Source organism: Tahibacter sp., from assembly GCF_032229445.1.
Taxonomy (GTDB): Bacteria; Pseudomonadota; Gammaproteobacteria; order Xanthomonadales; family Rhodanobacteraceae; genus Tahibacter.
The window spans coordinates 132,472-145,427 of the sequence record NZ_JAVTWC010000101.1; the positions used below are offsets into that span (position 1 = coordinate 132,472).

The 12,956-nt window shown below is 68.3% G+C and carries 11 protein-coding genes; 4 read left to right on the plus strand and 7 right to left on the minus strand.

Annotated features, from left to right (window positions below):
- Positions 1-38: 38 nt before the first annotated feature.
- The 6 genes from RUU78_RS17520 to RUU78_RS17545 form a co-directional block, all read right to left on the minus strand.
- Positions 39-428, minus strand: a complete 390-nt coding sequence (locus tag RUU78_RS17520) for a plastocyanin/azurin family copper-binding protein (RefSeq protein WP_313918754.1) — start codon at positions 426-428, stop codon at positions 39-41.
- Between the two features lie 88 nt (positions 429-516).
- Entirely contained in the window at positions 517-3,072 is a 2,556-nt protein-coding gene (locus RUU78_RS17525; protein ID WP_313918755.1) for an MtrB/PioB family outer membrane beta-barrel protein, read from the minus strand.
- 16 nt (positions 3,073-3,088) lie between these two features.
- The gene (locus RUU78_RS17530; RefSeq protein ID WP_313918756.1) at positions 3,089-4,153 is read right to left on the minus strand and encodes a DmsE family decaheme c-type cytochrome; all 1,065 of its coding nucleotides are present in this window, start codon (positions 4,151-4,153) and stop codon (positions 3,089-3,091) included.
- Between the two features lie 2 nt (positions 4,154-4,155).
- A complete protein-coding gene (locus RUU78_RS17535; RefSeq protein WP_313918757.1) occupies positions 4,156-5,517 on the minus strand; it encodes a S8 family serine peptidase in 1,362 nt (453 codons plus the stop codon).
- Positions 5,518-5,521: 4 nt separating this feature from the next.
- The gene (locus RUU78_RS17540) at positions 5,522-6,205 is read right to left on the minus strand and encodes an anti-sigma factor (protein WP_313918758.1); all 684 of its coding nucleotides are present in this window, start codon (positions 6,203-6,205) and stop codon (positions 5,522-5,524) included.
- A gap of 4 nt (positions 6,206-6,209) precedes the next feature.
- Positions 6,210-6,836, minus strand: coding sequence for a sigma-70 family RNA polymerase sigma factor (locus RUU78_RS17545; RefSeq protein WP_313918759.1), 627 nt, complete (start codon positions 6,834-6,836; stop codon positions 6,210-6,212).
- Between the two features lie 163 nt (positions 6,837-6,999).
- Between RUU78_RS17545 and RUU78_RS17550 the strand changes: the two genes are divergently transcribed.
- The gene (locus tag RUU78_RS17550) at positions 7,000-7,776 is read left to right on the plus strand and encodes a hypothetical protein (RefSeq protein WP_313918760.1); all 777 of its coding nucleotides are present in this window, start codon (positions 7,000-7,002) and stop codon (positions 7,774-7,776) included.
- A 256-nt stretch (positions 7,777-8,032) separates the two neighbouring features.
- Entirely contained in the window at positions 8,033-8,806 is a 774-nt protein-coding gene (locus tag RUU78_RS17555; RefSeq protein ID WP_313918761.1) for a plastocyanin/azurin family copper-binding protein, read from the plus strand.
- A 2-nt stretch (positions 8,807-8,808) separates the two neighbouring features.
- Here RUU78_RS17555 and RUU78_RS17560 read toward each other — a convergent pair whose 3' ends face one another.
- The gene (locus tag RUU78_RS17560; protein ID WP_313918762.1) at positions 8,809-9,003 is read right to left on the minus strand and encodes a hypothetical protein; all 195 of its coding nucleotides are present in this window, start codon (positions 9,001-9,003) and stop codon (positions 8,809-8,811) included.
- Positions 9,004-9,143: 140 nt separating this feature from the next.
- On the opposite strand from RUU78_RS17560, the gene RUU78_RS17565 reads away from it, so the two are divergent.
- Both RUU78_RS17565 and RUU78_RS17570 read left to right on the plus strand, forming a co-directional pair.
- Positions 9,144-10,364, plus strand: coding sequence for a hypothetical protein (locus RUU78_RS17565; RefSeq protein WP_313918763.1), 1,221 nt, complete (start codon positions 9,144-9,146; stop codon positions 10,362-10,364).
- A gap of 17 nt (positions 10,365-10,381) precedes the next feature.
- Positions 10,382-12,922: an Ig domain-containing protein gene (locus RUU78_RS17570; protein WP_313918764.1), complete on the plus strand. Its 2,541-nt coding sequence runs from the start codon at positions 10,382-10,384 to the stop codon at positions 12,920-12,922.
- Positions 12,923-12,956: the final 34 nt, after the last annotated feature.

A 12,956-nucleotide genomic window follows, 5' to 3' on the forward strand; every position in this document is an offset into this window, starting at 1 on the left:
GGGCCGCACCGCGGGATCAGCCGCGGTGCGGCAGCCGGTCAGTCGATTTCGAAGGACTGCAGCGTGACCGGCACCGGGTTCACCACGATCGTGCCGGACATGCTCTGTCCGTGCACATCGCAGAAATAGCCGATGGTGCCGGCATCCGGGAACGTGACGGTCTGCTGCCAGGTGCCGCCACCCGGCTCACCGTTTCCGCCGCCGACGCCGTCGCAGCCGTTCGGGCCGCAACGGAACGCCGTGATCGCGCCCGGATTCGACGCGACGTTGTGGAAACCGCCGACCTGGCGAAACGTCACCGTGTCGCCGACCGAGATCGTGACCGTGCCGGGCACGTAGGCGTTGCCGCCCTGCCCGACCAGGACTTCGTGATCGGCCGCTGCCGCGGTGAACGGCAGCGCCGCGGCGAGTGCCAGCAAGGTGTTCATGATTCGCATCGTCTCTATCTCCTTTTTTCACTAAAAAACATTTGCACTGACGTGTCTGCACCTGCCACGACTTGCCCTCCGGGTGGCGCTACAAGCGCACGTCGAGCAGCACGCCGATCAGGTTGGTGGCATAGCCCTGCGGACCGCCGTCGCTGTAGACGCGGTGGTCGATGACGCGGGCCGTATCCAGGCCGAGGTAATGCCAGTCGTCCACGCGACCGCGTTCGTAATAGTCGAACAGGCGCACGGAGAACCGCGGCGACAATGCGAAGCTCAATCCCAGGGTCAGGCTGTCGACGCGATAGCGCATGAGCGGAAAACTGCCGCTGCGCGCGCCGTCGAGGCCGTCCTCGAAGTACGCCAGGGCGACCGGCGAATCGAAGCGATAGCTGGTCAGGCCACGCGCGTCGACGAGGTTCCAGCCCGCATCGACGCGTACCGGGCCGAAACGGTGGTCGAGCGTCGCGCCCGCCGTGCGATTGCGCTGCTTGTCGTAAGCCCACCAGCGCGCGTTGAGCGGATAGTCTGGCCCGCCGAGGCTGCCGTCGGGACCGAATACGACGTCGGCGACATTGGCCATGCGCAGGCGCGCGCGATCGGCACCGTAGTGGACGCTGGCACGGGTCAGCGGCGACGGCTGCCATTCCCACTGCAGGTGAAAGCCGGTGCGGTCGTGCGCCTGGCGGCCGATCTGCGCACCGTAGTCGTTCCAGTCGCCGCGCAGGCCGGTGCTCAGGGTCATGTCGTCGGCCAGCGCCACGGTCGCCATGAGATCGACCTTGTGCTCGCGCCGGTCGGACAGGTCGTACTTGCGCATCGCATCGACCGTGAACGCGGGTACGCCGCCGATCGGCGCGACGAAGCCCGGCAGGCTGGTCGAGTATGCCGACCCATACGGATTGGGCACGTAGCGGTCGCCGTGCTGATCGAGCCAGATGTAGTTCGCGCGCAAGGTCAGCCAGTCCAGGCTGCGGTCGACAAAGCTCAGCTTCGCGCTGTCCTCGACGACGCGGCGACGCTCGCGATGCGTGGGCTCGTTGCGCTGCGTGACGAGGCTCAGGCCCAGCGTGCGCCGCTCGGCCAGGCGCCAGTCGGCGCCGAGTTCGGCCGCGTGCGTTGCCTGGTCGAGCGGCAGGCTGCGTACGCGCGTGATGACCGATGGCGACGTCAGCGGGTTCCAGGTCCCCAGCGCACCGGCCTGGATGCTCGCCTGCGCGCCGTTCTCGGTGATGTAGCCGTAGTCGCCGGTCAGCGGGTTGTAGGCGAGGTAGGTGTTGCGGTAGTCCTCGCGGTTGAAACGCACGCCGCCGCGCAGGTCGAGCCGCGACGATGGCTGCAGCGTGAAGCGGCTGTCGAAGGAATAGGTGTCGATGCGCAGGTCTGCGCTGTCGCGAGACAGCGAGGCCGGCGTATTCCAGTCCGAGCAATTGTGCAGAAAGCGATTCGTCGCGCTCGGGATGCCGCTGCCGTCGATGTCCACGCCGAACGTGCCGCTGCAGTCGATCGGCGCGATCAGGCCGTCGTCCTGGCTCATGCGGCCGGCCGCCGCGCTGACGCTGAGTTCGCCGTTCCACGGCAGGCGCCGCGTGAAGCTGCTGCGGACGTTGTGATAGTCGTTGTCGGGTTCGAGCGCGAACTGGCCCTGGTAGATAGTCGCGGATGTGGCTCCCGGTCGCGTCGGGGTCAGCGCGAACGGGCTTTCGAAACGGAAGCGCCGGTACGCATCGCGGTAGAACGATCCGTCATAGGCCACGTCCATGCGCCAGCGCGCACCGGCGAAGCGAAGGCCGCCGTTGAAATTCAGCGTGCTGTCCTCAACCGGACGCAGCGTCTCCAGCGCGCCGGCGTTTCCGGGAAAAAGAAAATTGTAGAAAAACGCGCCGCCGAAAGGCCGCGCGCCCGAACGCTGTTCGTTGCTCAGCTTGGCATACGCCGTCCAGCGCGGCGTGAGGTAGGCGTCGAAGCCGAGGCCCGTCTTGCTGCGCACGACCTGCAGGCGCTGCGGCGCGACACCGGCCGCGGCCGCGGCGACCTGCCCGCTGCTGCTCGCGCCGGGCGCCAGACCCGGCAACAGGGTGAGTTCGTTGCTGCCCACGCCGTTCCAGATCGAGATCGCCGAATCGCTCGTGGCATTCGGCAGTTCGCGCAGGAAGGCCTGCACCTTGTAGCTGCCGGCACGGCCGAATGCGGCCTCGAAGAAGGCGTCGTCGCTGCTCAGGCGGCTCGCGCGCACTGCGGCGTAGCTGCCGTCGGCCGCGCGGCGCAGGGCGAGGTCGAGCAGGCCGAGGACCAGGCCGCTGTCCCAGCGCACGTAGCGGTTCCACAGCGCGTTGTCGTCGTCGCCGTAGGTGCCGATCCAGCCGAGCTGCACGCGCGCGTCGAGGTCCCACCCACCGATCTCCTGCAGCGTCGGCGATTCCAGCGGACAGGAATACAGATGGCCGCCGGGCGAACGGCGCTGGCCCGGGCGCAGCCAGCTCGTGCCGCGCGCGTCCGGCGTCGCGTTCACGCCGCCGGTGCGCGTCAGCAGCGCGTTGCCGAATTCCGTGTCGACGCCGCCGCCGCTGTCCGCGCGGCTGCCCGTGGACAGGACCATCAGCACGGCCAGCGGCAATGCTGCGCGCGCGAATGACTGTGATGGCATTGCCGTCCTCCCCGCCCTACTCGTGGAACTTCGGCCCGGAGGGCGCGTTGGAGCCGTGGATCTGGGCGTGGCAGGTCAGGCACGCACGACCCATCAGGCGCTCATCGGGATGAGCGCCGTTGGCGAGCGACGCAGGCGTCAGCAGATCGTTGGGATGACCGAGCTGGCTGTGGCACTGCTGGCACAGGAACGGCACCGGCGCGACCAGCAGCGCATGCTGGTTGGATCCGTGCGGCGTATGGCAGGTGAGGCAGTTCTGCCGCACCGGCGCATGCTCGAACAGGAACGGGCCGCGCTTTTCGGCGTGGCACTGGTAGCAGGTCTCGTTGACGGTCGTGGTCTTGAGCAGCGGCGCGGTCAGCGAGCCGTGCGGGTTATGGCAGTCGACACAGCTCATCTGCCCTTCCGCCAACGGCATATGCGAGCGGCGGCCGAACTCCATCCGCACATCGTTGTGGCATTGCGCGCAGGTGTCGTTGATCGAGCGCCTGGCCAGCAGGCCGTCGCCGGAGAACCTCGCCATCGGGTTGTGGCAGTCGCTGCACGACAGATCGTTGCGCTGGTGGATGGAACCGGCCCAGTGGTCTCGCGCGCCGCCTTCGTGGCAGGTCAGGCAGGTCCGGGTCTGCTGCGCGACCGGCGTGGCCGAGCCGCGCGTGAAGCCGAGGATCAGGCCCTTGCCGGCCGGGTCCTGGGCATGCGCAGAACCCGGCCCGTGGCAGGTTTCGCAGACCGGTATCGCCGGATCGACCTTGGCCGCCGCGTGCAGACCCAGCGCATGCAGGGTGTGCGTGAAGTGCTCGCTCTCGAGCTGATGGCAGGCGATGCAGACCTTCTCGCCGACCGGCGTGGCTGTGGCAGCGAGCGGGTTGTCGGCGACGCGGGCCAGCGCGAAACCCGGCGCGGCGAGGAACTGCCGCGCACTTTGCTGCGCCTGTGCGCCGGACAGATCCGACCCGGGCAGCTGGCGCGCCAGGTCTTCGCGCGTCTGCTGCGCGTGGACCGACGGCAGTGTCAACACCGCGAGCAGCGCGAGGCGGCCTGCCCAGGTCCCGGCGAGCGTGACCGCACGCGTCATCATGCCTAGCCCCCCTTCGTGGCTGCGGGTACGGCCGCACGCAGGCCGCAGGCCGTCGTCGCGCCGCTCAGCCCCGCGACGGCGCTGCAGATGTCGATGGACGCGCCGGCCTCGCCCTGGCTGCGCCGCAGCAGCGCAGCGAGTTCCGCGGCCGATTCGCCGGGTTTCAACGCGAGCAGCAACGCCAGCGCACCGGTCACATGGGCGGTCGCGAGCGAGCTGCCCGAGGCATAGTCATAGTGACCGCCGGGTTCCAGCGTAAGAATGTCGCGCCCGGGCGCGCGCAGCACACCGGCCGCCGCGGTAGCGCCCTCGGCCTGCACATCTTCGGCCGACGCGACCGCGATCACGCCGGGCACACCGACCGGAAAGCCGTCGAGGCGCCGGTCCGGCGGCACCGCGCCGACGACGATGGTGCCGCGGGCGAGCGCATACGCGAGCAGTTCCTCGAGCAGCGGGTCGGCGGGGCCGCCGAGGCTCAGATTGATGATGTGCGCATCGGAGGCCAGCGCCGCGCCGAGCGCGAGTGCCAATGTATACGAATTGCAGCGCGCGCTGGCAGGCTGCGCCGGCAGGGTCCAGCACGCGCGGTAGGCGAGCAGCTGTGCCGCGGGCGCGATGCCGACGATGCCGAGCTTGTTGTTGGCCACCGCCGCGATCACGCCGGCGACTTCGGTGCCATGCCGCTCGGCAACGTTCTGCGGTGCGGTGCCGACGAAGTCGCGCTGCTGCGCGATGCGGCCGTCGAGATCCGGATGGGTCGTGTCCACACCCGCGTCGATCAGCGCGATGCGCACGCCGTCGCCGCGCGTCGTGCGCTGCGCGCCGGCCGCGGCGATGATGGAGAAATTATGCTGCAGGCCGACGTAGGGATCGTTGTAGACCGCATCGGCTGCGCCCGCTGCGGGCAGTGCAGGGCCGCCGGCGCCACCCGCGCCGTCGCCGAAGGTTTCGAACTCCTGCAGCGGCTGCGCGATGCGTACGCGCCGGTCGCCCTTGAGCTGCGCGATTACGGCCGCCCGGTCGGCCGACGGCGGCAGTGCAAACACCATGCAGCGCAGGCGCAGCGGCGCTATCACCCAGGCGGACACTTCGCGCAGGTGGTAGTCGCTCGACAGGTTGGCCGCGGTCACGACCGCGCGGTCGCCGCCGGCATAGTTCGGCAGCGCGTCATAGCCGCGCGGCGTGGCGCCGGCGGATGGCTGCGGATCCGGCTTGTTGGCCACGGCGACGACGATCATCTGCGCGGCGTCGTAGCCCGCCGCCCAGTCCGGATCGTCGGCCGCGACCGGCCCGGCGCCGAGACCCAGGGCGAGCAGCAGCGCCGCGCTGCGCAGAACTCCACGTGCTGGCAGGAAGGCTGGCACGGGATCAGCGCCCCGTGCCGGGCGGACGGGCGATGGGCTCGGCGAGCAGTACCCCGGGCTGGTCGCGCAGCCACGCGACGGAACGCGCAGTCCGGTCTTCGCTGGTGGACAAGGAAACATCGATCGGCGCCAGACCGAACGCGACGTTGTCGGCGGTGCTTTCGACGATCTGCAGCCGCGCCTCGCCGAGCAGGCGGCGCAGCGCGGCCAGGGAGGTATCCGGACCGACGACCAGACGGATCGTTGCGCCACGTTGCGCGGTCGCGCTGGTCAGGGTGCGGTAGCCCGTATCCGCCACCGGCTGTGCTGCAAGTTCCGGCGCGGGCCTGCCCCACATCATCCCGACTAGCAGGGCCAGGCCGACGGCCTGCACGATCACGGCCGCGGCCAGCCACGGGGTCCAGCGCCCGCCGCGCATCGATGCCGGACGGCCGCTGTCCAGGACGGACGACTCGGCATCGATGCGCGCTAACAGCCGCTGCAATCCCGGCTGCGGATCGTACGCGCCGGTCGCAGCGGCCTGCATGCCGCTCTTGAACTGCTGCTGCTGTGCGAGTTCGTCGCGGCAGTCGGCGCATTCGCGCAGATGCTGCTCGACGCTGTCGCATTGCGCCGCGGTAGCGGTGCCGTTGACGATCCAGGGGATCAGGTCCCAGGTTTCGCGGTGCGGATTCGGTTCGTGGTTCATGCGTTCATTTCCTTACGGGTGCATTGGCGGCAACGTCGCCGCCGAGTGCGGGCAGCGAGTTGCGCAGGCGCAGGCGCGCATGGAACAGGCGCGCCTTCACCGTGCCGTTGGCGCAATTCATGATGCTGGCGATCTCGTCGCAGGACTGGCCGAGGTAATAGGCCAGCTCCAGGGTCATGCGCTGCTCCGGCGACAGCAGATCCAGGCCGCGGCGTACCCAGTCGCTGAGTTCGCGCTGCTCGGCTTCCCCGGATTCGGTGCCAGCCAGTTCGAACCCTTCGTCGATGTCCTGCTCGACCGACTGCACGTTCTGGCGCAGCGCCTTGAGCATGCAGCGGTAGGCGATGCCGATGATCCAGGTCGCGACCTTGGACTCGCCGCGGAATTCCGCCGCCTTGCGCCAGACCACCCAGAACGCGTCGTTGATGATCTCGTCGATCAGGTCGCGCCGCGCCGTATGCCGTGCGATGAAGCGAGCAAGCAGCGCGTGTTGGCGCAGGTACAGGCGCTCGAACGCGACGCGGTCGCCGCGCCCGACGGCCGCCAGCAGCAGCTGCTCGACCGCGTCGCCGTCGGCATCGCTCGCCACGTCGGCGTTGCGCGGGTTCCTGTCGTCGGTGATAGATTTCATCGGCTCCGCATCGTTGCGTCCTGGAACCTGAGTGTCGCCCCGGCGCAAAAAGGTTGTGCCCGTGGCGGCCTCGCGGCACCGGGCGTGATCCTGGCCGCAGCCAGTGCCGCCTCGCGCGGTGTAAGTTCGCGTACCCACCCACTTTTCAGGTCGATTCTGCGCCATGGCAGGCACCCGCGACGATCGCCCTCTCCGCCGCGCAACCGGTTGTCTGCTGCTGTGGCTCGTGGCGCTGCCGCAGCCGGCACCTGCCCAGGGATGGGGCGGCGCGCTCGGCTACGGCACCGACAATGTCTACCGCGGCGTGAGCCTGAGTTCGGGTCAGCCGGCCTGGCTGGCCGATCTGCACTATGGATTCGGCACCGCCTGGGTCGCCGGCATCGGCGCGTCGCAGGAGCGGCCGGCGTTCCAGTCCAGCGGCGCGCAGTTCACGCTGTATCTCGATCGGCGCTGGCAACTGGGCGAGGACTGGTCGGCGAAGCTTGGTGTCGTCCACTACGAGTCCCCGTGGAATGTCTGGCGCGACGAGCTCGATTACAACGAATTGACCGCCGCCGTCGGCTGGCGCGGCCGCTGGCGCCTGAGCCTGGCGCTGTCGCCGGACACGCCGGGCGTCTTCACGGCCAACGGCGCGGGTACCGATGTCGCTGCCGCCGCGGAGCTCAGCTACCACCAGCCGATCCGCGGCCGCCTCGCCGCCGATGTCGGCATCGGCTACACGCGGATCAGGAACGCGCTCGAGCTGGCCTATCCGGGTGATCCGCGGCGCACGCAGAGCGCCGACCTCAGCTACGGTTACGGCAGCGTCGGCCTGGGCTACGGGGTCGGCGATGTCCACATGTACTCGGCGCTGCTGTGGGCAACGCCTGCGGCGCTGCAATACAGCATCGGCTCGAAGGAGCGCACACGCTGGGTGACCACGCTGGTGTGGAGTTTCTAGCCCGGCGGTCGAAGACGACCTGCCAGAGCGATCGAGGGTGGGTTGGCCGAGTCGATCGCGTAGGCGGCCGACTCGGGAAATGTGAGATCGCTCGCGCAAGCTGATTGCTGCGCGCCGGACGTGGGCGAGCTCCGCAGGCGCCGGTCGACCAGTCTGAACCCCGTTCACCCATCGCTACAACCATTCCTCGCGCAGCCCGCACTCACGGCCTACGTACCGCGCAATCGGCGCGGCGTTTTCGCTAGGAGGCAGGCTCATGAAGCGGCGATTTGTTCACATGGCGGCAGGCATCTGCCTGTTGCTCGGCTCCACCCTGGCCAGCGCGGCCAATCACGTTGTCACCGTCGGTGGCATCGGCAACGGCTTCACGCCGTCGAACCTGACGATCCAGGCCGGTGACACGGTCACGTTCCGCAACCAGAGCGGTTTCCACAATGTCGTCGCCGACGACGATTCGTTCCGCTGCTCGACGAACTGCGCCAGCGCGGCCAATCCCAATGGCGGCGCGCCCAGCTCCAGCGAGTGGTCGCAGACCATCACCTTCAACACGGCCGGCGAGATCGGCTATTACTGCACCGCGCACGGCGGTCCCGGCGGCATCGGCATGTCCGGCAAGATCAAGGTCGAAGGCGGCGGTCCGGTCTTCTCGATCGGCAGCGCGGTCAGCGGCAACTGGTTCAATCCGGCGCAGAGCGGCCACGGCTTTCAGCTCGAGAAGGTCAACGACACGACCGTCACGGCGTTCTGGTTCACCTTCGACGCGAACGGCAACCAGGTCTGGATCCTCGGCGTGGGCCAGATCGTCGACAACCGCATCGAGATGCAGGCCGTCAAGAGTCGTGGCGGCCGCTTCCCGCCGAATTTCGACCCGACCCAGATCACCAATCCGCCCTGGGGCACGCTGACCTTCACCTTTACCGGCTGCAACGCCGGCAGCGTGGCCTGGACCTCGACCGATCCGGCCTTCACCGCGTCGGGCACACTCGCGCTGGAACGCGTGACCTCGGTGGTGGGCACGACCTGCCCGTAGACCTAGGCAAAAAGCCAGTACCTGCTGCGCTGACGCAGCCGGCACCGGCGTAGACCACCGAGCCGCACGTCTGCCTTGTAGGCGGCGTGCGGTTTTTTGTTGCGGCAGTCGTCGCCGGTGACACCGATAGCGTGTCGCTTAAATTGCACCCTCGATTTCACAACGATGAACAGCACGGCGCAAAACAGGTGCTGCATGACAGCCTTGCGACGATGCGACCCGCATGGGGAAATTCCCGGGGATCACAGGCTTATTGCCGGTGCTATGCTCGCGCCGTGCAGCCTCCGTTCATGGATGCCTGCCAGGGGAAATTCAAATCGTTGCTACGGGGGTAGTCATGCTGGCCCGTCTTCTCGCGCTTGTCGCGCTGTCGTTTTATTCGCTGACCGCCACGGCGGTCATCGGCACCATCGATCCGGTGCCCGGATCCACTCTGCTGTTCCCGCATTTCGAGGTCGATACCAGCTCGCCGCAGGGCGTCAACACCGTGCTGACGGTGCAGAACGCGAGCGCCTCGGCGACCATGGTCAACGTGGTGCTCTGGACCGACTACGGTCTGCCCACGGCGAATTTCAACGTCTACCTGACCGGCTATGACCAGCAGGTCATTGACCTCGGCCTGGTGTTCCGCCGCCGGCTGCCCAGAACGGCCAGCGACGGGCAGGATCCGACCGACTCGATCAGTCCGCAGGGCCCGATCTCGCAGGACATCAACTTCGCGAGCTGCAACAACTACCTCAATGGCCAGGAAAGCGGCAGCATCCTGAGCCGCGATCTCGTCGGCGCACACAGCGGCCAGCCCAATGCCGACTATTTCGGCGGCCAGTGCGGTTCGATGAACTACAGCGACGGCATTGCGCGCGGCTACGTGACCGTCGACGTGACCAACCAGTGCACCGGGGACGTGCCGGGCTCTCCCGGCTATTTCTCGGCGGGCGGCGGCGGCGTTGCCGGCAACCGCAACATCATCCGCGGCGACTACGCGATCATCGATGCAGCGAACCGGCGCAACCTCATCGACGATGCAGTCTCCATCGAAGCCAACGGAGTTGATCCGCTGACCTCAGCTGGCCCGAACAAGCAGAGCTTCTACGGTCGACTGGTCGGCCACGGCGCGATCGACAATCGCGAGCCGCTACCGACCGCCTGGGCCGGCACCGTCACGCTCAATCGCACCGATATCGACTACTGGCGCGACCCGGGCGTACCGCTCGCGCCGTTTGCCTGCGGCACCGGCCCCGCCGGCCTGCCGGCCGGCCAGCAACAGCTGGCCCAGTTCAATATCACCGGCAACATCACCGCCACACCGGCGGGCAATCCGTTCGCGTTCGTCTCGGGCACCGCGGCCGGCGCGACCTTGCCGATCACGGAGCCGCTCGGCTGGCTGTTCGCCAACCTCAACCTGAGCGCACCCAGCGGGCCCTACGGCGCCATCCGCCAGTCGTGGCTGAGCTTCCGCTCGGCACCCCAGGCCATCCCGGCGAACGGCCCGCGCTATCTGGTGCCGGGCATACAGCTCGGCAACGCGGCGACCGCCGGCAATCCGTCCGTTCCCTGAGCCTGGAGCACAGAATCATGAAAAAGTGCACTTCCCTGCTCGGCCTGGGCGCGGCCCTGTTGCTGAGCGCCCTCGCGCCGGCCCACGCCACCATCACAGCGCTGGACAACGTTCCCGCAGCGACGCTGCTGCTGCCGTATTTCGAGGTCGACGCGGCCAATCCGACAGGCACGCGGACCGTGCTCAACGTCGGTAATCGCGCGGCGACCGAAACGCTCGCCCATGTCACGCTGTGGAGCGATCGCGGCGTTCCGACCTACAACTTCGACGTCCGCATCGACGGCTACGGCATCACCGAGATCGACCTGAGCCAGCTGTTCGCGACCGGCACGCTGCCCGCGTCGACGCCTGGCGGTTTCGCGACCTGCGCCGCGACGCTGCCGCCGGCAGCGCTGAACGCCACACAGCTCAGCGGCCTGATCGCCGCGCATCAGGGCCAGCCGTCGAGCCTGCTCGGGGGCCAGTGCGCCAGTACGCCGCACGGTGACACGCTGTCGCGCGGCTACGTCACCATCGACGTGGTCGGCTCGTGCTCCACCCTGGTCCCTGGCGACGCGGGCTACTTCGTCGCCGGCGGCACGGGAATCGCGCGCAACGACAATGTGCTCTGGGGCCAGTCCTCGGTGTCCAACGTAGCCCAGTCGTTCGCCTACGGCGATGCACTGGTGCATATCGAAGCCAGCGCCACCGACGCGGCCACCAACGGCGCCGGCGACTACACCTTCTACGCCCGCCGCATCGGCACCAGCGGCGCGGACAACCGCGAAGGGCTGCCCACGGGCTGGGAAGGCCGCTACTCGTTTACCGACGTGCTGTTCCGCACGACGGCACAGGTCTGGCGCGATCCGGGCAACGTGGCGCCGTTCGCCTGCGGCTCGCCGCCGCCCGCCATACCGAGCGGCGGCATCCTCGCGTTCGACGAGCAGGAACAGGTCTCGGTCGCCGGGTATGCCACGCGGCTGCCACTGGCAACCCAGTCGATCCGTCTGGACGACCCGACGCAGACCAGCATCCCGTACGTCCGGGGCTTCGTCAGCTACAACCTGTCGCTGACCGGCGATGGTCAGACTGCGCCGAATCATTCCTTCGTCAGCCACATTTCCACGTCGCTGTACGGGGACCTGGCCCAGGCTGCCGCCTGGCCGCACGCGAAAAACGAAACCTTCAACCTGCCGATCACCCCGATCGAATGCAGCGACGGCCTCGACAACGACGGCGACGGCCTGATCGACTTTCCGGCCGATCCGGGCTGTCGCAGCGCCGACGACGCGCTCGAAGCACCTCAATGCAGCGACGGTGTCGACAATGACGGCGACACCTTCATCGACTTCCCGACCGACCCGGAGTGCTCGACCCCGCACGACCAGTCCGAGGGCTTCATCGCCGCCTGCGACGACGCGGTCGACAACGACGGCGACGGCCTGATCGACTTCCCCGCCGATCCGCAGTGCTTCTTCCCGAACGACAACACCGAGAACTTCGGCCAGTGCGACGACGGCGTCGACAACGACGGCGACGGCCTGATCGACTTCCCGGCCGACCCGGGCTGCACCGCACCCAACGACGGCAACGAAACCGACCCGCAGTGCCGTGACGGCATCGATAACGACGGCGACAGCCTCATCGACTTTCCGGCCGATTCGGGCTGTACCGATCTGAACGACAACAGCGAAGCCAGCCCGCAGTGCAGTGACGGCATCGACAACGACGGCGACGGCCAGATCGACTTCCCGGCCGACAACAGCTGTCTCAATGCCCAGTCGAATAGTGAGAACACGCAGTGCAGCGACGGTTTCGACAATGACGGCGACAGCCTGATCGATTTCCCGGCCGATCCGGGCTGCACCGGGTTCCCCGATACCAGCGAAACCAACCCGGCGCAGTGCAGCGACGGCATCGACAACGACGCCGACGGCCTGATCGATTTCCCGGCCGCACCGACCTGCACCGCGGCCAACGACAATTTCGAAGGCCCGGACTGCTCGGACACTCTGGACAACGACTTCGACGGCCTCGCCGATGCGGCCGACCCGGGTTGTGCCAGCCCGGCCGATCTCAACGAACTGTCCAACGCGCCGACGCGCGCCTGCAGCGACGGTATCGACAATGACGGCGACGGCTTCATCGACTTCCCGGCCGACACGAGCTGCGCCAGTGCCTGGGACGACGTCGAGTTCTCGCCGACCGGCGTGGGCGTCACCATCGTCGTCAATCCGCCCACGCTGCCCAACGGCACGGTCGGCCAGCTCTACTCGGCCAACGTCAGCGCGTCGGGCGGCCTGTCGCCGTACACCTTCGCGGTCAGCGTGGGTGCGTTGCCGCCGGGCCTGAGCCTGAGCGCGAGTGGCGTGATCAGCGGTACGCCGACGGCGAGTGGCCTGTACAACTTCACGGTCACGGCGACCGACGCGAACGGGTTCACCGGCAACCGCGCCTACCCGCTCACGATTAACGGGGCGGTGTCCATCGTGCCGGTGCCGGCCTTGTCGACCTGGAGCCTGCTGCTGTTGCTGCTGGTGCTGGGCAGCTGCGCCGGGTACGCCTTGCGACGCGCCTGATCGTTATGTGTTCCTGAAAAACCCCGGCGCTGCC